This window comes from Pseudomonas sp. (assembly GCF_049301935.1).
Classification (GTDB): Bacteria; Pseudomonadota; Gammaproteobacteria; order Pseudomonadales; family Pseudomonadaceae; genus Aquipseudomonas.
On sequence record NZ_JBAQLP010000101.1, the window covers coordinates 16,769 to 37,476 of the forward strand.

A 20,708-nucleotide genomic window follows, 5' to 3' on the forward strand; every position below is an offset into this window, starting at 1 on the left:
TCAACCGGAGCGCCAATGGCCCTGCCCCGTATCACATCGCCCCACGCCAAGGGCAGCAATCGCACCCAGCAAGTGATGCTGCAGGTGCTGCTGGCTACGGTGCCGGGCATCCTGGCCCTGACCTGGCTGTTCGGCGCCGGCACTTTGATCAACCTGCTGTGGGCCAGCGTCTGCGCCCTGGGTGTTGAAGCGGCCATCCTGGCGCTACGCCAACGCCCGGTGGCGTTCTTCCTCAAGGACTACAGCGTGCTGGTCACCGCCGTACTGCTGGCCCTGGCACTGCCACCCTACTCGCCCTGGTGGCTGACCCTGGTGGCCACCGGCTTTGCCGTGCTGTTCGGCAAGCAGCTGTATGGCGGCCTCGGACAGAACCCCTTCAACCCGGCCATGCTCGGCTATGTGGTGGTACTGATTTCCTTCCCGGTGGAGATGACCAGCTGGCCAGCCCCCCATACGGTCGGTCTGCTCGAAGGCCTGCAACAGATTCTCGGCCTCGCCAACCTGCCAGACGGCTGGGCCCAGGCCACCGCGCTGGACGCACTAAAGATCAATAAGAGCCTGACTGTCGACGAGCTGTGGGCGCAGAACCCAGCCTTCGGCTACCTCGGCGGCGCCGCCACCGAGGCGGTCAACCTGGCCTTCCTCGCCGGTGGTCTGTACCTGCTGCACAAGCGCCTGTTCACCTGGCATGCACCAGTGGGCATGCTCGCCGCCCTGGCCGTGATGAGCCTGCTGTTCTGGAACGGTTCGGGCTCAGACTCCCATGGTTCGCCACTGTTTCATCTGCTGACGGGCGCGACCATGCTCGGCGCCTTCTTTATCGTCACTGACCCGGTCAGCGGCGCCACCAGCAACCTCGGCCGACTGATTTTCGGCATAGGCGTTGGCGTGCTGGTCTATGTGATCCGCGCCTGGGGCGGCTACCCGGATGGCGTGGCGTTCGCCGTGCTGCTGATGAACCTGGCAGCCCCAACCATCGACTACTACACGCGGCCGCGCACCTACGGCCACCGCAAGCCGACACGCGGCTTCAAGTTGGGAGAGTGACCGTGGCCCTGCCTGAAATTAGCCGCTCAATGCTGAAAAACAGCCTGGTTCTCGGACTGTTCGCCATTGTCACCGTGGGTCTGGTGGCCGTGCTGCAGCAAGCCACCGCCGAGCGCATCGCCAACGCCGAGCGCGAAGCCCAGGTGCGCGCCCTGAGCGAGATCCTGCCCGAGGGCAGCTACGACAATCACCTGCTGGATAACAGCATCCAGCTGCACGACCCGCTGCTCGGCAGCAAGTCGCCGCAGACCGCCTATATCGCCCTGAAAGACGGCCAGCCCAGCGCGGTGATCCTGCGCGCCACCGCACCGGACGGCTACAGCGGCGCGATCCACCTGTTGATCGGCATTCAGGCCGATGGTCGCCTGGCCGGCGTGCGTGTGCTCGGCCACCGGGAAACCCCCGGCCTGGGCGACAAGATCGAGCTGGCCAAAAGCGCCTGGATTCGCAGCTTCGAGGGCAAGTCATTGAGCAATCCCCGAGAGGATGGCTGGGCGGTGAAGAAAGATCGCGGTGAGTTCGACCAGTTTGCCGGCGCCACCATCACCCCGCGCGCTGTGGTCAAGGCCGTGCATAAGGCCCTGCAGTATTTCGATGCCAATCAAAAGCAACTGTTCGCAGCCCAGGTGAAGTCCAATGGCTAGTCCCAGCTACCGCGAAATCACCCTTAACGGCCTGTGGAAGAACAACCCGGCGCTGGTGCAGCTGCTCGGCCTCTGCCCGCTGCTGGGGGTGAGCAACTCGGCGGTCAACGCCCTCGGCCTGGCGTTGGCCAGCGCCGTGGTGCTGATCTGTTCCAACACTGCGGTGTCTCTGGTGCGCGGCGTGGTCAACACCGCTGTACGGCTGCCGGCCTTTGTAATGATCATCGCCGCCCTGACCACCTGCATAGAACTGCTGATGCAGGCCTTCACCTACGAGCTGTACCAGATTCTCGGCATCTTTATCCCGCTGATCACCACCAACTGCGTGATCCTCGGCCGCGCCGATGGCTTTGCCGCGAAGAACGATCCCGCCCGCGCCGCCTATGACGGACTGATGATGGGCCTGGGCTTCGGCGTGGTGCTGGTGATGATCGGCGCCCTGCGCGAACTGTTCGGTACCGGCGCAGTGTTTGCCAATATGCACCTGCTGTTCGGCCCCATCGCCGCCAACTGGCAGCTGACGCTGATTCCCGAGTACAAAGGCTTCCTGCTGGCCATCCTGCCACCGGGTGCCTTTATCGTGCTGGGCCTGCTGATCGCCTGCAAAAACCGCGTGGATGAGGTGCTGGCCGAGCGCGCCAAGGCGCAACAGGTCGATACCCCGGTGCAAAGCCGCCGCGTGCGGGTGACCGGAGTGATCGAGTGAACGCCGCCAAACGCTACGAGATCTTCCGCCGCCTGCATGAAGACAACCCCGAGCCGAAGACCGAACTGGCCTACAGTTCGCCGTTCGAACTGCTGGTAGCGGTCACCCTGTCCGCCCAGGCCACCGACGTCAGCGTCAACAAGGCCACCGCCAAGCTGTTCCCGGTGGCCAACACCCCGGAGGCGATCTACGCCCTGGGCGTCGAGGGGCTATCCGAGTACATCAAGACCATCGGCCTGTACAACAGCAAGGCAAAGAACGTCATCGAAGCCTGCCGCATTCTTATCGAGAAGCATGGCAGCCAGGTACCGGATAACCGCGAAGACCTCGAAGCCCTGCCCGGGGTCGGTCGCAAGACCGCCAACGTGGTGCTCAACACCGCGTTTCGCCAGCTGGCCATGGCGGTGGACACGCATATTTTCCGCGTCAGCAACCGCACTGGAATCGCCCCCGGCAAGAACGTGCTGGAGGTGGAAAAAAAGCTAATGAAATTCGTGCCCAAGGAATTTCTCCTCGACTCACACCACTGGCTGATCCTGCATGGTCGCTACGTATGCCAGGCGCGTAAGCCGCGCTGCGGTAGCTGCCGCATCGAAGACCTGTGCGAATACAAACAGAAAACCTCCGACGATTGAGCCGCTATTCAGCTGCTCGACAAGCTGATTGAAAAAATCTTTTTTACCCGCCCAGGTTTTGCCGCTATAAGGTGCGCAAATGGCCCTGGTAGCCTGGAGTGAAACAGATGAGCACCGCGAAAGAAGATCTTGAGCTCGATGAAGACTTTGTTGCAGAAGAGGCCGAGGATGCAGAAGCACCGGTAGAGGTGGCCAAAACCAATCTGACCAAACGACGCATCATCGATAACTTCCTCGAAGAGCGCCGCCTGCACAAGCAATTGGCCGAATACGACTTCGACCTTTAACGTTGTTGCCAACAAAAAAAGCCCCGCTACACTGCGGGGCTTTTTTTGTTGCTCAGCAGCCGCAGCGGGCCTTAATCGGCGCGTGAAGGCGACAACAGCTCGATTTTGTAGCCGTCGGGATCCTCAACGAAGGCCAGGATGCTGGTGCCGTGCTTCATCGGCCCTGGCTCGCGGGTGATCTTGCCGCCGCGGGCACGAATGTCGTCGCAGGCCTTGTACACATCGGCCACTTCCAGAGCGATATGGCCATAGCCAGTGCCCAGTTCGTAGCTCTCTACACCCCAGTTATGGGTCAGTTCGATTACGCTGTTGTGCGCCTCATCGCCGTAACCAACGAATGCCAGGGTGAACTGCCCTTCTGGGTAGTCTTTGCGGCGTAGCAGGGTCATGCCCAGCACTTCAGTGTAGAACGCGATGGATTTATCCATATCGCCGACGCGCAGCATGGTGTGCAGCAGTCTCATCAGGTGTCTCCTCATCATTGCCCGGCTTTGTGGGCTTATAAATGCAAACCCCGGCTTATGGCCGGGGCTGTGAGCTTCGCCTGTAGGAGCGAGCTTGCCCGCGATCGCTTCGCGAGCAAGGACTCCGCGCCCCTCGCGCCTACAACAGCCTTAGAGCATCTTGCGCCCTTTGCCCGCGGCGATGCGCATGCGCAGGGCATTGAGCTTGATAAAGCCGCCGGCGTCCGCCTGGTTGTAGGCGCCGCCATCTTCTTCGAAAGTGGCGATATTGGCGTCGAACAGCGAGTCATCTGACTTGCGACCGGTGATGATCACGTTGCCCTTGTACAGCTTCATGCGCACCACGCCGTTCACGTTGGCCTGGGAGGCGTCGATCATCTGTTGCAGCATCAGTCGCTCCGGGCTCCACCAGAAACCGTTGTAGATCAGGCTGGCGTATTTGGGCATCAGCTCGTCTTTCAGGTGAGCGACTTCGCGGTCCAGGGTGATCGACTCAATGGCGCGGTGGCCCTTGAGCATGATGGTGCCGCCGGGAGTCTCGTAGCAGCCACGGGACTTCATGCCGACAAAACGGTTTTCGACGATATCCAAACGGCCGATGCCGTTCTCGCCGCCGATGCGGTTCAGTTCAGCCAGCACGGTGGCTGGGGTCATGTCCTTGCCGTCGATGGCAACGATGTCGCCCTTGCGGTATGTCAGCTCGATATAGGTCGGTGCATCTGGCGCTGCCTCGGGGGAGACAGTCCATTTCCACATGTCTTCTTCGTGCTCGGTCCAGGTGTCTTCCAGCACGCCGCCTTCATAGGAGATGTGCAGCAGGTTGGCGTCCATGGAGTACGGCGACTTCTTCTTGCCGTGACGCTCGATCGGGATTTCGTGCTTGGCGGCGTAGTCCATCAGCTTCTCGCGCGACAGCAGGTCCCACTCGCGCCACGGGGCGATGACTTTTACGCCGGGCTTGAGGGCGTAAGCACCCAGTTCGAAACGCACCTGATCGTTGCCCTTGCCGGTGGCGCCGTGGGAGATGGCATCGGCACCGGTCTCGTTGGCGATCTCGATCAGGCGCTTGGCGATCAGCGGACGGGCAATGGAGGTACCCAGCAGGTACTCGCCTTCATAGACGGTATTGGCGCGGAACATCGGGTAGACGAAGTCGCGGACGAATTCTTCGCGCAGGTCGTCGATGTAGATTTCCTTGACGCCCATGGCCTTGGCCTTGGCGCGTGCCGGCTCGACTTCTTCGCCCTGGCCGAGGTCGGCGGTGAAGGTCACCACTTCGCAGTTATAGGTGTCTTGCAGCCACTTGAGGATCACGGAGGTGTCCAGGCCACCGGAATATGCCAGGACTACCTTGTTTACGTCGGCCATGTCATCAACTCCACGGGGTTGTGCGGGAAAACCAGCGATTCTACTGCCCGCGCCGCCTGATTTACAGAGGCGCGACGGCTTGTGACGACTAAGCGACGGATAATTGTAAGACAACCGACGAACCGCCTGGCGCTGCAGGTTGCGGGGAAATGAGCCGATGAGCGGGGTAATACTGCAGAAACAGCGATCAAAACGGCTGATTAAGAGGTGGCCCCGGGCGCTGCCGGTTCGTTGCTCGGTGCAGGAGTGGTTGCGGGCTCTGCGGCAGGCGGCACTGCAGCTTCCGGTACCCGGTCAAGAAGGATGGTTACCCGGCGATTCTTCGCCCGGTTGGCTTCATTGTTATTTGGTGCCACCGGGTAGCGTTCACCATGAAAGCGCAGGGTGATCTGTTCAGCCGGAATGCCGTTGGCCTTGAGGTACTCCATCACCGCCAGCGCACGACGGCGCGACAGGTCACGGTTGGTCAGGCGATTGCCGCCATTGTCGGCATGCCCGTCGAGCTGGATACGGTTAACGCTGGGGTCGGCCTTGAGAAAACTCAGGATGATATCCAGCTTGGCCTGAGCCAGCGGTTCAAGGTCTACCCCACCGCCCGGAAAGCCGACCTGGCTCTTGCGCACCTGATCGAAATTCACCGGCAGCAGCTTGGTCGTGCAATCGAGGTACTCGTGGTAAGCCTTGTTGAATTTGGCCGGCAGCAAGCGCACTTCAACCGCATCACCGCCCATCGCCGCGCGATGGCGCACCACGGGGCTGCGGCCTTCGAGCAAACCGGTCAGCAAGCGCGCGCCCTGCTCCTCGGAACTGTTGAACAGCACCTCGGCTGGCACCACGCTGACCGAACCCAGGTTGATATCACCGCGCCCCGGCTGCCAGGGCGCGGCGGCAGCCAACAAGGTTGCATTACCGGCACCCAGCCAGCGCTCGCGGGCTTTCAGGCTGAAGGTGACCTGCTCACCAGCCCGGCGTACGAACACTCCGGAGCCAAAATCGGTGATGGGTTGCGACAGACGGCACTCGAACTGATCGCCTTCGATCTGCCACTCGATTTTCTCCAGACGGGTCTGGAAGCTGATAGCGAGGACGGGCTGGCTGGCCAGCAGGCAAAGCACCGCGAGTGGATAGGGTCGCACGACAGACTCCAGGGAATACGACTTACCCTCTGTCTATCGGTGCCAGGGCGGAAAACTTGAGCAACGCTTTATGCCGCAAGCGCAGGCAGGTCCACAGACAACCCTGCCTGCAGTCAACTTTACCCGCTGCGTCTGCTTTCAACGTGCTGCCACGGGGCTTTTCCGGTAGCATTCTCGTCACGTTTTGCCCGCCTGGAAGCTTCCATGACTGACCGCCTTACCCTGCTGCGTCCTGACGACTGGCACATCCACCTGCGCGACGGTGGCGTTCTGCCGCATACCGTCGCCGATGTAGCCCGCACCTTCGCCCGCGCCATCATCATGCCCAACCTGGTGCCGCCAGTGCGCAACGCCAGCGAAGCCGATGCCTACCGTCAGCGCATTCTCAACGCGCGCCCAGCTGGCAGCCGCTTCGAGCCGCTGATGGTGTTGTACCTCACCGACAACACCCTGCCTGATGACATACGCACCGCCAAGGCGACTGGCTTTGTCCATGCAGCCAAGCTCTACCCGGCCGGCGCCACGACCAACTCCGATTCTGGCGTAACCAGCATCGACAAGATTTTCCCGGTACTCGAAGCCATGGCCGAAGTCGGCATGCCGCTGCTGGTACACGGTGAAGTAACCCGTGCCGAAATTGATATCTATGACCGCGAGAAGGCCTTTATCGACGAACACCTGACCCGTGTGGTCGAGCGTTTCCCGACCCTGAAAGTGGTGTTCGAGCACATCACCACCCGCGATGCGGTGGAGTTTGTGCAAAGTGCTGCGGCCAACGTCGGCGCGACCATTACCGCCCACCACCTGCTGTACAACCGCAACCACATGCTGGTGGGCGGTATTCGCCCGCACTTCTATTGCCTGCCGATTCTCAAGCGCAACACCCACCAGGACGCCCTGCTGGATGCGGCCACCAGCGGCAACGCCAAGTTCTTCCTCGGCACCGACTCGGCGCCGCACGCCAAGCATGCCAAGGAAGCCGCCTGCGGCTGCGCCGGTTGCTACACCGCCTATGCGGCCATCGAGCTGTATGCCGAAGCCTTCGAGCAGCGCAATGCGCTGGACCAGCTGGAAGCCTTTGCCAGCCTCAACGGCCCGGACTTCTACGGCCTGCCGCGCAACAGCGACAGCATCACCCTGGTGCGTGAAGACTGGACCGCACCGGCCAGCTTGCCTCTAGGCGAGCAAACCGTTATCCCGCTGCGCGCCGGTGAAACCCTGCGCTGGCGTCTGCTGGAGCGCCAAGCGTGAGCGAAGACCTGTACGACGACGAAGCCGAGGGCAACAGCCACTCCGGCCCGCGCCACCCGATGGCCGCGCGTTTTCGCGGCTACCTGCCGGTAGTCGTGGACGTGGAAACCGGTGGCTTCAACTGCGCCACCGATGCCCTGCTGGAAATCGCCGCCACCACCATCGGCATGGACGAAGGCGGCTTCCTTTACCCGGAGCACACCCAGTTCTTCCGCGTCGCGCCCTTCATCGGTGCCAATATCGAACAGGCGGCGCTGGATTTTACCGGCATCAAACTCGATCACCCGCTGCGCATGGCGGTTACCGAAGAGCACGCGCTAACGGAAATTTTCCGCGGCCTGCGCAAATCGCTGAAAGCCAATAGTTGCAAGCGGGCAATCCTGGTCGGCCATAACAGCAGCTTCGATCTGGGTTTCCTCAATGCAGCGGTGAACCGTACTGGTATCAAGCGCAACCCCTTCCACCCGTTCTCCAGCTTCGACACCGCCACCCTGGCCGGCCTGGCCTATGGCCAGACCGTATTGGCTAAGGCCTGCCAGGCTGCCGGCATCGACTTCGACGGCAAGGAAGCGCACTCGGCCCGTTACGACACCGAGAAGACTGCCGAGCTGTTCTGCGGCATCGTCAATCGCTGGAAGGAAATGGGCGGCTGGATGGATTTCGACGACTGAACGCTGCAGCTGCCGCCTAACCATCGGCCTTACAAGCACTGGTCACGCCCATGTTGCCCTGCTGACCAGTGACAGAAACGGCTCGCTCAAATCTATCCAGTGCCTGCCTCGGGTATGTAGCGCGCGACGAGCAGAGTCGCAGCGGGCGGTCTGAAACCCGGTGGTTTCAGACGCTGTGTGGCTAGCGTCTAGCTGATATGCGCCAGCTTAGGTGCCATGGCACAGGCGAGCCTATTTGAATGGCTCCGGCCGAAAAACACCCTGCGAAAGGCTAGCCTTCGCAGGGTGTCACGGTAACCCTCTCGTTAGCTCCGACCAGGCGGAGCTTTTATTACTTAGCTTAGGCCGTAGCGGTTTTCGCGGCGCCCAGCGTACGGTCCAGCGCAATAGCCAGAATCAGGGTCAGCAGCACCGGCAATAGCCAGCCGAGACTCTGATCCGCCAGGGGCAATTGGCTGAAGAAGCTCGGGATCAGCGCCTTGCCGCCGGCTGCGGCAATCCCATCAACCAGCCCAAACACCAGGGTCACCGCCATCACCGGGCGGAATACCCGCGCCGGCGAACACCACAGATCATCCAGCAGGCTCAACGCCACCAACACGATGGCCAGCGGGTAGAGACCGACCAGCACCGGAATCGAGAAGCTGATCAGCTGGGTCAGCCCTTGGTTGGCTACCAGCAGGCTGAACAGACCGAAGGTGATCACCACCACGCGGTAGGAAACCGGCAGCAGGCCGCTGAAGAACTCACCACAGGCAGTCAGCAGGCCCACTGCGGTGGTTAGGCAGGCCAGGGTAATAACCACGGCCAATAACAGGCTGCCGGCAGTACCGAAGGTGTGCTGTACATAGACGGTGAGAATCTGCACGCCATTCTGCGCCTCACCGGCAATCCCCTGGCTGGTTGCGCCGAGGTAGAACAGCGCCAGATAGACCAGCGACAGGCCCACGGCCGCGATCAGACCGGCAATCACCGAGTAGCGGGTAATCAGCTTGCCATCAGTCACGCCATGGTCGCGAATCGCGGTAGCAATCACGATGCCGAACACCAGCGCACCGAGGGTATCCATGGTCAGGTAGCCTTGCAGAAAGCCCTGCACAAAGGGCGTGCTCTGGTAATCAGGCGAAACCTGGCCGATTTCCCCCGCTGGGATCAGCAGTGCGGCGCCGCCTAATACCAGTAGCGCCGCCAGCAGCACCGGGGTGATGTACTTGCCGATGCGGTCAACCAGCTGCCCAGGATTAAGGGACAGAAACAGCACCGCCGCAAAGTAAGCCAGGGTGTAGAGCAGCAACGCCGTGCTGCTGTTGCCGCTGAACGGCGCAACGCCCATCTCGAATGACACCACCGCAGTGCGCGGCGTGGCAAACAGCGGGCCGATGGCCAGGTATACCGCGACCGCAAACAACACGCCGGCGCGCTTGCCCAACGGCGCGGTGAGCAGCGCCATGCCACCACCCACGCGCGCCAGGGCCACGATGGTCAGCAGCGGCAAACCGACGCCCGTGAGCAGAAAGCCCAACGCCGCCAGGCCGATATTCTCACCCGCTGCCATGCCGGCGCTCGGCGGAAAGATGATGTTGCCGGCGCCCAGGAACAGCGCAAAGGTCATAAAGCCGAGGGCCAGGAGATCCGAGCCTTGCAAACGAGTCATAGAAGGGAATACCACAGGCAGAAAGTTGGAAGTTGAAAACCGAAAATACCGAGGGTTTCCCGATGGATCAGGGAAACCTCACCCCGCCGGTTAAGCAGGGCCACTGCAGCACCCCGAGCCGCTTATGGCGGAGCAGGCGCTAATAGTTGCAAGCCTAACGAAATTGGCATGCCAACGGCACTGACACAGGTCAGGCTGTCGGACTGGTGAAAAAAGCTGTCGCATCGGCAACAGTTCATCCCCAGCCACAATAAAAAAGCCACCCGAAGGTGGCCTTTTCTCAGGTCAAAAAGCCTTAGGCTTTTTTCACTTCCCAACCAGTCAGCTCGGCCAGGGCCTTACCGATGTCAGCCAGGGAACGCACGGTTTTCACACCGGCGTCCTGCAGGGCTGCGAACTTCTCGTCTGCAGTACCCTTGCCGCCGGAGATGATTGCGCCGGCGTGGCCCATACGCTTGCCCGCCGGAGCGGTTACACCGGCGATGTAGGACACCACTGGCTTGGTCACGTTGGCCTTGATGTAGGCAGCCGCTTCTTCTTCAGCCGAACCGCCGATCTCACCGATCATCACGATCGCTTCGGTCTTCGGGTCTTCCTGGAACAGCTTGAGGATGTCGATGAAGTTGGAACCTGGGATCGGGTCACCACCGATGCCAACGCAGGTGGACTGACCGAAACCGGCGTCAGTGGTCTGCTTAACGGCTTCGTAAGTCAGGGTGCCGGAACGCGACACGATGCCTACTTTGCCTGGCAAGTGGATGTGGCCCGGCATGATGCCGATTTTGCACTCGCCCGGAGTGATCACGCCTGGGCAGTTAGGGCCGATCAGGACCACGCCCAGCTCGTCACACTTGACCTTGGCTTCGAGCATGTCGATGGTCGCGATGCCTTCGGTGATGCAAACGATCAGCTTGATGCCGCCCATGGCCGCTTCAAGGATCGAGTCCTTGCAGAACGGAGCCGGAACGTAGATCACGCTGGCGGTGGCGCCAGTCTGCTCAACTGCTTCACGCACGGTGTTGAACACCGGCAGATTCAGGTGAGTGGTGCCGCCTTTACCTGGGGTCACGCCGCCAACCATCTTGGTGCCGTAAGCGATGGCTTGTTCGGAGTGGAAAGTACCCTGCGAGCCGGTGAAGCCCTGGCAGATAACTTTGGTGTCTTTATTGATCAGGACGCTCATTACTTGCCCTCCGCAGCTTTGACGACTTGCTGAGCAGCGTCGGTCAGGCTGGTTGCCGCGATGATGTTCAGGCCGCTTTCTGCCAGGACTTTAGCGCCCAGCTCAGCGTTGTTGCCTTCCAGACGGACGACAACCGGGATTTTCACGCCGACTTCTTTCACTGCGCCGATGATGCCTTCGGCAATCATGTCGCAACGAACGATACCGCCGAAGATGTTCACCAGTACGGCAGCCACGTTGCTGTCGGACAGGATGATCTTGAAGGCTTCGGTCACGCGCTCTTTGGTTGCGCCGCCACCTACGTCGAGGAAGTTGGCTGGCTTGCCGCCGTGCAGGTTGACGATGTCCATGGTGCCCATGGCCAGACCAGCACCATTGACCATGCAACCGATGTTGCCTTCCAGTGCGACATAGTTCAGTTCGAACTTGGCAGCGTGTGCTTCACGCGGATCGTCCTGGGACGGATCGTGCATGGCGCGCAGCTTCGGCTGACGGTACATGGCATTGCTGTCGATGTTGATCTTGGCGTCGAGGCAATGCAGGTTGCCGTCAGCCTTGATTACCAGCGGGTTCACTTCCAGCAGCGCCAGGTCATAGTCCTGGAACAGTTTGGCCAGGCCAACGAAGATCTGAGTGAACTGCTTGATCTGATCACCTTCCAGGCCCAGCTGGAATGCCAGCTCGCGGCCCTGGAACGGCTGAGCGCCGACCAGCGGGTCGATGGTCGCCTTGAGGATCTTCTCAGGGGTGTCGTGCGCCACTTTCTCGATGTCCACGCCACCTTCGGTGGAGGCCATAAACACGATGCGACGGCTGGAACGGTCAACGACCGCGCCCAGGTACAGTTCCTTGGCGATATCGGTGCAGGACTCGACCAGGATCTTGGTCACTGGCTGACCGTTGGCGTCGGTCTGGTAAGTCACCAGACGCTTGCCCAGCCAGTTGGCGGCGAACGCCTTGGCGTCTTCCTTGTTCTTCACCAGTTTCACGCCGCCCGCTTTACCGCGGCCACCAGCGTGGACTTGAGCCTTGACGACCCACTCAGTGCCACCGATTTTTTCGCAGGCTGCTGCGGCTTCTTCCGGGGTGTCTACCGCGAAGCCCTTGGATACGGGCAGGCCGTATTCAGCGAACAGCTGCTTACCCTGATACTCGTGGAGATTCATGCTTGTCTACCGTCTTCGTTTAGGTATTGCGCATACGGTGCTGCACTTGTGATGCCGCACCACCTGTGACTGCTTCTGCAGCAATCCGGCTGACGTTCCGCGCAGAGCCTGAGCGCTACGCGGGCAGTCGACCGTGGTTCTTCCTGTTGAACTACACCCTCACCGACACACAACGCCGGTGCAGGCATCCGCTCAAACAAACAACGTTTTAACGCTTTTTACGGTTGGCGATGTGGATGGCATGGCCATTCACTGCCAGAGCAGCTTCGTGCAGCGCCTCGGACAGGGTCGGGTGGGAGAACACCATCATCCCCAGATCCTCGGCGCTGGTGCCGAATTCCATACCGATTGCACCCTGCTGCACCAGTTCGGCAGCGCTTGGGCCAATTACGTGTACACCCAGAACGCGGTCGGTAGTGGCATCGGCGATCACTTTAACCATACCGCCGGTGTCGTTGGCCGCCATGGCGCGACCGCTGGCAGCGAACGGGAAGGTGCCGACGTTAACGGCCACGCCTTCGGTCTTCAGCTGCTGCTCGGTCTTGCCGACCCAGGCGATTTCCGGGTGGGTGTAGATAACCGACGGGATCAGGTCGTAGTTCATCTGGGCTTTGTGGCCGGCGATGCGCTCGGCAACCATGATGCCCTCTTCCGAGGCCTTGTGCGCCAGCATCGCGCCGCGTACCACGTCACCAATGGCGTAAACGCCCGGTACGCTGGTGGCGCACTGGTCGTCAACGAAGATGAAACCACGCTCGTCCATGTCGACGCCGCTGTCGGCCGCCAGCAGGTCGGTGGTCACCGGACGACGGCCGACTGCAACGATCAGCTTGTCGAATACGATCTTCTGCTCGCCTTCGGCGTCGGTGAAGTTGACGGTAACCTGCTTCTTCTTCACGTCCGAACCGGTGACGCGAGCGCCCAGACGGATTTTCAGGCCTTGCTTGGTGAAGGTCTTCAGCGCTTCCTTGGCGATCTGCTCATCGGCAGCCGGGAGGAACTTGTCCAGGGCTTCCAGCACGGTGACTTCAGCACCCAGACGCGCCCACACCGAACCCAGTTCCAGGCCGATGACGCCAGCGCCGATCACGCCGAGCTTCTTCGGTACGCTATGGAATTCCAGGGCGCCGGTGGAATCGACGATCACGTCCTGATCAACCGGAGCTGGCGGGATGTCGATCGGCTTGGAGCCGGAGGCCAGAATCACGTTCTCGGCTTCGACGATCTGCGTCTTGCCGTCGGAACCGGTGACTTCAACCTGCTTGTTTGCCAGGAGCTTGCCGTGACCTTCGAGCAGGGTCACGCCATTGGCCTTGAACAAGGTGGCAACGCCGCCGGTGAGGTTTTTCACGATATTGGCCTTACGACCGATCATCGCTGGCACGTCGATGGTCACGCCCTTGGCTTCGATACCGTGGATAGCGAAGTGATCTTTCGCTTCATAGTATTTCCAGGAGCTGTCCAGCAGCGCCTTGGACGGAATGCAGCCGACGTTCAGGCAGGTACCACCGAGGGCAACTTTGCCTTCTTTATCCTGGTACTTCTCGATGCAGGCAGTCTTCAAACCGAGCTGCGCTGCTTTAATGGCCGCTACATAGCCACCAGGGCCGGCACCGATGACTACCACGTCGAATTTCTGGGTCATAACGTATTCCTTCTCGAATAAACCGGACGGCCCTGGTTACAGAGCCGCCGTGGGAGAAACTGGCTTTTAGATGTCCAGCAGCAGACGCGCCGGGTCTTCCAGCAAGTTCTTGATGGTCACCAGGAAGGTCACGGCTTCCTTACCATCAATCAGGCGGTGGTCGTAGGACAACGCCAAGTACATCATTGGGCGGATAACCACCTGACCATTCACAGCCATCGGGCGCTGGATGATGTTGTGCATACCCAGAATCGCGGCTTGCGGTGGGTTGACGATCGGCGTCGACATCATCGAACCGAAGGTACCACCGTTAGTGATGGTGAAGGTGCCGCCGGTCATTTCTTCGATCGACAGCTTGCCGTCTTTGGCCTTCTTGCCAAAGGTGGCGATGCCGTTCTCGATTTCAGCCAGGCTCATCAGCTCGGCGTTACGCAGCACCGGTACGACCAGGCCACGGTCGCTGGACACGGCAACACCGACGTCGGCGTAGCCGTGGTAAACGATGTCGGTACCGTCGATCGAGGCGTTGACGGCCGGGAAGCGCTTCAGCGCTTCGGTGGCGGCCTTGACGAAGAACGACATAAAGCCCAGGCGCACGCCGTTGTGGCTCTTCTCGAACAGGTCCTTGTACTTCGAGCGCAGCGCCATGACTTCGGTCATATCGACTTCGTTGAAGGTGGTCAGCATGGCCATGGAGGACTGGGCTTCGACCAGACGCTCGGCGATCTTGGCGCGCAGACGGGTCATCGGCACACGCTTCTCGGTACGGTCGCCGGTGGCGAATACCGGGGCGGCAGCAGCCGGTGCGGCTGGCTTGACGGCAGGCGCAGCAGCCGGCGCGTTCTTCTTCGCTTCAACGGCAGCCACCACGTCTTCCTTGGTGACGCGACCGCCTTTGCCGGTGCCAGCAATGCTGTTGGCGTCAAGACCGTTCTCTTCGGCGATCTTGCGTGCAGCAGGCGACAGGATGGCATCGTCGCCAGCAGCCGGTGCGGCAGCCTGGGCAGCAACGGCCGGAGCAGCTGCGACGGCAGCCGGGGCAGTGGCAGCAGCACCGCCCTCGCCCAGGGTGCCGAGTAGTTCGTTGGACAGAACGGTGTCGCCTTCATTCTTGATGATTTGCGCGAGGACACCATCGGCCTCGGCCAGCACTTCGATCACTACTTTGTCGGTTTCAATGTCGACGATCAGCTCGTCGCGCTTGACCGCATCGCCCGGTTTCTTGTGCCACGTGGCCACGGTGCCGTCGGCAACCGATTCCGGGAAAGTAGGGGCTTTGATCTCGATAGCCATTGTGTGTGGTTCCTTAAATTCGGTTTCTTCTAGCAGGCGGCCCAGTTGGCCGCCTGTTGCGCGAAGGCGTTAAACAGTAAAGGCGTCTTGCAGGAGTTTTTCCTGCTGTTCGGCGTGCATCGATGCATAACCACAGGCCGGTGCGGCAGACGCATCACGACCGGCGTACTCGAGGAACAGCGCTTTCTTGTGCGCTGTCGCCACGCGACGCATGTGATGCTGGCTGCAGTACCAGGCGCCCTGGTTCATCGGCTCTTCCTGACACCAGACGATGTGTTTGAGGTGCTTGTACGGAGCAATTGCCTCGGCCAGATCATCTTCCGGGAACGGATAGAGCTGCTCGATACGCACGATGGCGATATCTTCGCGGCCTTCGTTGCGGCGCTTCTCCAGCAAGTCGTAGTAAACCTTGCCGCTGCACAGGATCAGACGCTCGACTTTCTTCGGATCGATTGCATCGATCTCTGGAATCACGGTCTGGAACGAGCCTTCGGCCAGATCTTCCAGGGTCGAGATGGCCAATTTGTGGCGCAGCAGCGATTTGGGCGTCAATACGACCAAGGGCTTGCGCAGCGGGCGAATCACCTGACGACGCAGCAAGTGGTAGATCTGCGCCGGGGTGGTCGGTACCGCCACCTGCATGTTGTGCTCGGCGCACAGCTGCAGATAACGCTCCAGACGCGCCGAGCTGTGCTCAGGCCCCTGCCCTTCATAACCGTGCGGCAGCAGCATGGTCAGACCACAGAGGCGGCCCCACTTGTGCTCACCACTGGAGATGAACTGGTCGAACACCACCTGGGCGCCGTTGGCGAAGTCGCCGAACTGGGCTTCCCAGATCACCAGCGCATTCGGCTGGGTGGTGGCGTAGCCGTATTCGAAGGCCAGCACGGCTTCTTCCGAGAGGAAGGAGTCGTACAGGTCGAACTTTGGCTGACCGGCGTAGAGGTTCTGCAACGGCAGGTAGGTACCGGCATCCTTCTGGTTGTGCAGCGCAGCATGGCGATGCGAGAAGGTGCCGCGACCGATGTCCTGACCGGTCATGCGGATCGGATGACCTTCGAACAGCAGGGTGGCGTAGGCCATGGTTTCGGCATAACCCCAGTTGATCGGCAGCGCACCGGCACCCATCTTCTGGCGGTCTTCGAGGATTTTCGCGACCTGGCGCTGCACCACGAAGCCTTCTGGAATCTCCAGCAGCTTGTTGGACAGTTCCTGCAGGGTTTTCAGCTCGAAACGCGTATCGTGACGCGCGGTCCAGGCATGGCCCAGGTACGGACGCCAGTCGACGAACAGTTCCTTGTTCGGCTCCTTGACCAGACTCTTGACCACATGCTGACCGTTATCCAGCGCGGTACGGTACTCGTCGATCTTGGCCTGCACCTCATCCGCCGACTGACGCGCGGCAGCGGTCAGGGCTTCGGCATACAGCTCGCGGGTGGTGCGCTGCTTGGTGATCTGCTGATACATGATCGGCTGAGTGCCGCTCGGCTCGTCGGCCTCGTTGTGGCCGCGACGGCGGTAGCAGACCAGGTCGATGACCACGTCACGCTTGTATTGCATGCGGTAATCGACAGCCAGCTGGGTGACGAACAGCACCGCTTCCGGATCATCGCCGTTAACGTGCAGGATCGGCGCCTGAATCATCTTCGCCACATCGGTGCAGTACTCAGTGGAACGCGAGTCCAGCGGGTTGCTGATGGTGAAGCCGACCTGGTTGTTGATCACGATATGGATGGTGCCGCCCGTCTTGAAGCCGCGAGTCTGCGACATCTGGAAGGTTTCCATGACCACACCCTGACCGGCGAATGCCGCGTCACCGTGCAGGGAAACCGGCAGCACTTTCTCGCCAATGGCGTCGTTGCGACGGTCCTGACGGGCGCGTACCGAACCTTCAACCACCGGCGAAACGATCTCCAGGTGGGAGGGGTTGAACGCCATCGCCAAGTGTACTTCGCCGCCAGCGGTCATCACGTTGGAGGAAAAACCCTGGTGGTATTTCACGTCACCGGAGGACAGGCCTTCGGTTTTCTTGCCTTCGAACTCGTCGAACAGATCACGCGGGTTCTTGCCGAAGGTGTTGACCAGTACGTTGAGACGGCCACGGTGGGCCATGCCGATGACGATTTCCTTGGTGCCGTAGGAACCGGAGCGTTGGATCAGCTCATCGAGCAGCGGAATCAGGCTCTCGCCACCTTCCAGACCGAAACGCTTGGTGCCCGGGTACTTGGTGCCCAGGTACTTTTCCAGACCTTCAGCGGCGGTCAGGCGCTCGAGCAGGTGGCTCTGCACCTCAACCGAGAATTGTGGACGACCACGCACGCTTTCCAGCCGCTGCTGGAACCAGCTGCGCTGCTCGGAATCGACGATATGGGTGAACTCGGCACCGATGGTGCGGCAATATGTCTGCTGCAACGCATCGCGAATTTCGCGCAGAGTAGCCTCTTCCTTGCCGATAAACAGTCCACCGGTACGGAAGGTGGTGTCCAGGTCAGCATCGGTCAGGCCATAGTGATTGATTGCCAGATCAGCCGGGACGGGACGCTTCCAGAGGCCAAGCGGATCGAGCTGGGCAGCCTGATGGCCGCGCATGCGATAAGCCTGAATCAGGCGTAGCACTTCGACTTGCTTCTTCTCGTGCTCACTGCTGACGCTACCAGCGGACACCGGTTGGGCGCGACGCTGATTTTTAGCGAGCAACACGAAATGATCGCGAATCGTTGAGTGCGATACGTCTGTGGCGGCGCTGCCGTCAGTCGGCAACTTCTGGAAGTAAGTGCGCCACTCTTCTGGCACAGCGTTGGGATCGTGCAGGTAAAGCTCATAGAGCTCTTCCACATAGGCAGCGTTACCACCGGATAGGTGGGCACTGTCCCACATGCGCTGCATCACGCTTTCTTGCATGCTTGGTCACCCTCGGTAAGGGGACACCACCGGCGAAGAAACCGCATGGCTGTCAGTCCTGAAGCAGCGACTGGTAAGCCACTACGGATCCCGCAGATAGTCCGGGCACCAGCCCGGATGCCCCTGCTGGTCGTCATATTTTTCAAATTAAGGACCACCGCTTTGTGAGCAGCAGCCCTGGCTAAAACTACGGCGCTGGGTTGAAAGCAGCGCCGCAGGTGTTACGGGTCTAGCAAACAACCGTGAATCAAGTACCGCTTTGCAGCAACATGTTGCGTACGTGGCCGATTGCCTTGGTCGGGTTGAGACCCTTGGGGCAAACGTTCACGCAGTTCATGATGCCGCGGCAACGGAACACGCTGAACGGATCATCCAGCGACGCCAGACGCTGTTCGGTCTGGGTATCACGGCTGTCCGCCAGGAAACGATAAGCCTGCAGCAGCGCAGCTGGGCCGAGGAACTTGTCTGGGTTCCACCAGAACGACGGGCAGCTGGTCGAGCAGCACGCGCACAGGATGCACTCGTACAGACCGTCCAGCTTCTCACGCTCTTCCGGCGACTGCAGACGCTCAATGGCCGGAGCCGGCGTGTCGTTCTGCAGGTAGGGCTGCACCTTCTCGTATTGCTTGTAGAAGATGCTCATATCAACAGCCAGGTCACGGATGACCGGCAGGCCAGGCAGCGGGCGAATCACCAGCTTGCCGCCTTTGAGGCCAGCCGCCGAGATCGGCGTGATACAGGCCAGGCCATTTTTGCCGTTGATGTTCATGCCATCGGAACCGCACACGCCCTCACGGCAGGAGCGACGATAGGAGAAACCCTCGTCCTGTTCCTTGATCAGCGCCAGTACGTCAAGAACCATGATGTCCTTGCCGCCGGTGTCGACCTGGAAATCCTGCATAAATGGTGCAGCATCTTTTTCCGGGTTGTAACGATAAACGCTTACTTGCAACAGATTGGCTTGCGACATATCAGGCACCCTTAATAAGTCCGGACCTTGGGTTCAAACGCTGGAACTGTCTTCGGCGAGAAGTTGACCGAACGCTTGCTCACGCGCTTTTCACCTGGCATGTACAGGGAATGGCAGAGCCAGTTTTCGTCGTCACGTTCTTCGAAGTCTTCACGAGCGTGAGCACCACGGGATTCTTTACGAACCTCGGCAGCGATCGCGGTGGCTTCCGCCACTTCGAGAAGGTTTTGCAGCTCCAATGCTTCGATACGCGCAGTGTTGAATGCCTGGCTCTTGTCCGCGATCTTGACAGTCGCGATCCGCTCACGCAGGTCGGCCAGTTGGGCGATGCCCTTCTGCATGTACTCGCCGGTGCGGAACACACCGAAGTAGTTTTGCATGCAGTTTTGCAGCTCTTTACGCAGCGGCGCGACATCTTCGCCGGTGGTGCGTTCGTTGACGCCCGCCAGACGCCCCAGCGACTGCTCGATGTCGGTTTCGCTGGCACCACGGACTTCCACGCCTTCTTTCAGCGCTTTTTCCAGGTGAATACCGGCGGCACGGCCGAACACCACCAGATCGAGCAGCGAGTTGCCACCCAGACGGTTAGCGCCGTGTACCGATACGCAGGCCACTTCGCCCACGGCGAACAGGCCTTCGATGATCTTGTCGTTGCCGTTGGCATCCTGGGTGATGGCCTGGCCATGAATGTTGGTCGGCACGCCGCCCATCATATAGTGGCAGGTCGGAATCACTGGAACCGGTGCGACGACCGGGTCAACGTGGGCGAAGGTCTTCGACAGCTCGCAGATGCCTGGCAGGCGGCTGTGCAGCACTTCTTCGCCGAGGTGATCGAGCTTGAGCAGTACGTGATCCTTGTCCGGGCCACAGCCGTTGCCGGCGAGTACTTCTTTAACCATCGAGCGCGCTACTACGTCACGACCTGCAAGGTCCTTGGCGTTTGGCGCATAACGCTCCATAAAACGCTCGCCATGGGCGTTGATCAGGTAACCACCTTCACCGCGGCAACCTTCAGTAACCAGTACACCGGCGCCGGCAATACCGGTCGGGTGGAACTGCCACATCTCGATGTCCTGCACCGGCACGCCTGCACGCAGGGCCATGCCCACGCCGTCGCCGGTGTTGATCAGGGCGTTGGTGGTGGAGGCATAGATGCGACCGGCACCACCAGTGGCCAGAACCACGGCTTTGGAGCGGATATAAACGGTCTCACCGTTTTCGATGCAGATGGCAATCACACCGACAATGGCGCCATCCTGGTTCTTCACCAGATCGACTGCGTACCACTCGTTAAGGAACGAGGTGCCTGCCTTGAGGTTGGCCTGATACAGGGTGTGCAGCAGGGCGTGACCGGTACGGTCAGCCGCCGCGCAGGTACGCGCTGCCTGAGTCGGGTTGTTCGGGCCTTTGGACTGGCCGCCGAACGGACGCTGATAGATGCGGCCCTGCTCGGTACGGGAGAACGGCAGACCCATGTGTTCCAATTCAAATACAGCTTCTGGGCCTACGGAACACATGTACTCAATGGCGTCCTGGTCACCGATATAGTCGGAGCCCTTGACGGTGTCGTACATGTGCCAGCGCCAATCGTCGTTCGGATCGGCCGAAGCGATGGCGCAGGTGATACCGCCCTGGGCGGATACGGTGTGCGAGCGGGTCGGGAAGACCTTGGTGACCACAGCGGTCT

General features: G+C 60.6%; 18 protein-coding genes. 7 read left to right on the forward strand and 11 right to left on the reverse strand.

Annotation, left to right across the window (positions count from 1 at the left end; all coding sequences use genetic code 11):
• Nucleotides 1–15: 15 nt before the first annotated feature.
• From WA145_RS13605 to WA145_RS13625, 5 genes are all read left to right on the forward strand, one after another.
• Nucleotides 16–1,047 carry an RnfABCDGE type electron transport complex subunit D gene (locus WA145_RS13605; RefSeq protein WP_422582092.1) on the forward strand — a complete coding sequence of 344 codons (1,032 nt, stop codon included), beginning with the start codon at nucleotides 16–18 and terminating at the stop codon, nucleotides 1,045–1,047.
• Nucleotides 1,048–1,076: 29 nt separating this feature from the next.
• Entirely contained in the window at nucleotides 1,077–1,691 is a 615-nt protein-coding gene (rsxG, locus tag WA145_RS13610; RefSeq protein ID WP_422582107.1) for an electron transport complex subunit RsxG, read from the forward strand.
• Nucleotides 1,684–2,397 carry an electron transport complex subunit E gene (locus tag WA145_RS13615; protein ID WP_422582093.1) on the forward strand — a complete coding sequence of 238 codons (714 nt, stop codon included), beginning with the start codon at nucleotides 1,684–1,686 and terminating at the stop codon, nucleotides 2,395–2,397. Before rsxG ends, WA145_RS13615 begins: the two co-directional genes overlap by 8 nt.
• Complete coding sequence (nth, locus tag WA145_RS13620) at nucleotides 2,394–3,032, forward strand: endonuclease III (RefSeq protein WP_422582094.1); 639 nt, start codon at nucleotides 2,394–2,396, stop codon at nucleotides 3,030–3,032. Before WA145_RS13615 ends, nth begins: the two co-directional genes overlap by 4 nt.
• Nucleotides 3,033–3,139: 107 nt before the next feature.
• On the forward strand, nucleotides 3,140–3,319 hold the full coding sequence (locus WA145_RS13625; protein WP_325509290.1) for a PA3496 family putative envelope integrity protein: 180 nt from the start codon (nucleotides 3,140–3,142) through the stop codon (nucleotides 3,317–3,319).
• A 71-nt stretch (nucleotides 3,320–3,390) separates the two neighbouring features.
• Here WA145_RS13625 and gloA read toward each other — a convergent pair whose 3' ends face one another.
• The 3 genes from gloA to WA145_RS13640 form a co-directional block, all read right to left on the reverse strand.
• The gene (gene gloA, locus WA145_RS13630; protein ID WP_422582095.1) at nucleotides 3,391–3,783 is read right to left on the reverse strand and encodes a lactoylglutathione lyase; all 393 of its coding nucleotides are present in this window, start codon (nucleotides 3,781–3,783) and stop codon (nucleotides 3,391–3,393) included.
• Nucleotides 3,784–3,933: 150 nt separating this feature from the next.
• Nucleotides 3,934–5,151 carry an argininosuccinate synthase gene (locus tag WA145_RS13635; RefSeq protein WP_422582096.1) on the reverse strand — a complete coding sequence of 406 codons (1,218 nt, stop codon included), beginning with the start codon at nucleotides 5,149–5,151 and terminating at the stop codon, nucleotides 3,934–3,936.
• Nucleotides 5,152–5,351: 200 nt separating this feature from the next.
• Nucleotides 5,352–6,287, reverse strand: coding sequence for a flagellar protein MotY (locus WA145_RS13640; RefSeq protein WP_422582097.1), 936 nt, complete (start codon nucleotides 6,285–6,287; stop codon nucleotides 5,352–5,354).
• Nucleotides 6,288–6,491: 204 nt separating this feature from the next.
• Between WA145_RS13640 and pyrC the strand changes: the two genes are divergently transcribed.
• Both pyrC and rnt read left to right on the forward strand, forming a co-directional pair.
• Complete coding sequence (gene pyrC, locus WA145_RS13645) at nucleotides 6,492–7,538, forward strand: dihydroorotase (RefSeq protein ID WP_422582098.1); 1,047 nt, start codon at nucleotides 6,492–6,494, stop codon at nucleotides 7,536–7,538.
• Nucleotides 7,535–8,209: a ribonuclease T gene (gene rnt / locus WA145_RS13650; RefSeq protein WP_422582099.1), complete on the forward strand. Its 675-nt coding sequence runs from the start codon at nucleotides 7,535–7,537 to the stop codon at nucleotides 8,207–8,209. The genes pyrC and rnt overlap by 4 nt, the downstream gene beginning before the upstream one ends.
• A 340-nt stretch (nucleotides 8,210–8,549) precedes the next feature.
• On the opposite strand, the gene brnQ is transcribed toward rnt, so the two are convergent.
• The 8 genes from brnQ to sdhA form a co-directional block, all read right to left on the reverse strand.
• Nucleotides 8,550–9,863 (reverse strand): branched-chain amino acid transport system II carrier protein, encoded by a 1,314-nt coding sequence (brnQ, locus tag WA145_RS13655; protein WP_422582100.1) that lies wholly within the window; start codon nucleotides 9,861–9,863, stop codon nucleotides 8,550–8,552.
• Nucleotides 9,864–10,158: 295 nt separating this feature from the next.
• Complete coding sequence (gene sucD / locus WA145_RS13660) at nucleotides 10,159–11,046, reverse strand: succinate--CoA ligase subunit alpha (protein ID WP_090242057.1); 888 nt, start codon at nucleotides 11,044–11,046, stop codon at nucleotides 10,159–10,161.
• The gene (gene sucC, locus WA145_RS13665; RefSeq protein WP_090253289.1) at nucleotides 11,046–12,212 is read right to left on the reverse strand and encodes an ADP-forming succinate--CoA ligase subunit beta; all 1,167 of its coding nucleotides are present in this window, start codon (nucleotides 12,210–12,212) and stop codon (nucleotides 11,046–11,048) included. The genes sucD and sucC overlap by 1 nt, the downstream gene beginning before the upstream one ends.
• A gap of 208 nt (nucleotides 12,213–12,420) precedes the next feature.
• On the reverse strand, nucleotides 12,421–13,857 hold the full coding sequence (gene lpdA / locus WA145_RS13670) for a dihydrolipoyl dehydrogenase (protein WP_422582101.1): 1,437 nt from the start codon (nucleotides 13,855–13,857) through the stop codon (nucleotides 12,421–12,423).
• A 66-nt stretch (nucleotides 13,858–13,923) separates the two neighbouring features.
• Entirely contained in the window at nucleotides 13,924–15,150 is a 1,227-nt protein-coding gene (gene odhB, locus WA145_RS13675) for a 2-oxoglutarate dehydrogenase complex dihydrolipoyllysine-residue succinyltransferase (RefSeq protein ID WP_422582102.1), read from the reverse strand.
• Nucleotides 15,151–15,219: 69 nt separating this feature from the next.
• Nucleotides 15,220–18,051 carry a 2-oxoglutarate dehydrogenase E1 component gene (locus tag WA145_RS13680; RefSeq protein WP_422582103.1) on the reverse strand — a complete coding sequence of 944 codons (2,832 nt, stop codon included), beginning with the start codon at nucleotides 18,049–18,051 and terminating at the stop codon, nucleotides 15,220–15,222.
• A gap of 247 nt (nucleotides 18,052–18,298) precedes the next feature.
• The gene (locus WA145_RS13685; protein WP_422582108.1) at nucleotides 18,299–19,006 is read right to left on the reverse strand and encodes a succinate dehydrogenase iron-sulfur subunit; all 708 of its coding nucleotides are present in this window, start codon (nucleotides 19,004–19,006) and stop codon (nucleotides 18,299–18,301) included.
• Nucleotides 19,007–19,032: 26 nt separating this feature from the next.
• Nucleotides 19,033–20,708: succinate dehydrogenase flavoprotein subunit (sdhA, locus tag WA145_RS13690; protein ID WP_422582104.1), on the reverse strand; the 1,676-nt coding region annotated here is incomplete at its 5' end.

Bases quoted from the DNA above. Each gene is read 5' to 3' on its own strand.
- lpdA (WP_422582101.1), bottom strand. From the start codon at position 13,857: ATGACCCAGAAATTCGACGTGGTAGTCATCGGTGCCGGCCCTGGTGGC.
- gloA (WP_422582095.1), bottom strand. From the start codon at position 3,783: ATGAGACTGCTGCACACCATGCTGCGCGTCGGCGATATGGATAAATCC.
- WA145_RS13635 (WP_422582096.1), bottom strand. From the start codon at position 5,151: ATGGCCGACGTAAACAAGGTAGTCCTGGCATATTCCGGTGGCCTGGAC.
- brnQ (WP_422582100.1), bottom strand. From the start codon at position 9,863: ATGACTCGTTTGCAAGGCTCGGATCTCCTGGCCCTCGGCTTTATGACC.
- WA145_RS13605 (WP_422582092.1), top strand. From the start codon at position 16: ATGGCCCTGCCCCGTATCACATCGCCCCACGCCAAGGGCAGCAATCGC.
- pyrC (WP_422582098.1), top strand. From the start codon at position 6,492: ATGACTGACCGCCTTACCCTGCTGCGTCCTGACGACTGGCACATCCAC.
- odhB (WP_422582102.1), bottom strand. From the start codon at position 15,150: ATGGCTATCGAGATCAAAGCCCCTACTTTCCCGGAATCGGTTGCCGAC.
- WA145_RS13625 (WP_325509290.1), top strand. From the start codon at position 3,140: ATGAGCACCGCGAAAGAAGATCTTGAGCTCGATGAAGACTTTGTTGCA.
- sucD (WP_090242057.1), bottom strand. From the start codon at position 11,046: ATGAGCGTCCTGATCAATAAAGACACCAAAGTTATCTGCCAGGGCTTC.
- WA145_RS13680 (WP_422582103.1), bottom strand. From the start codon at position 18,051: ATGCAAGAAAGCGTGATGCAGCGCATGTGGGACAGTGCCCACCTATCC.
- WA145_RS13615 (WP_422582093.1), top strand. From the start codon at position 1,684: ATGGCTAGTCCCAGCTACCGCGAAATCACCCTTAACGGCCTGTGGAAG.
- rsxG (WP_422582107.1), top strand. From the start codon at position 1,077: ATGCTGAAAAACAGCCTGGTTCTCGGACTGTTCGCCATTGTCACCGTG.
- sucC (WP_090253289.1), bottom strand. From the start codon at position 12,212: ATGAATCTCCACGAGTATCAGGGTAAGCAGCTGTTCGCTGAATACGGC.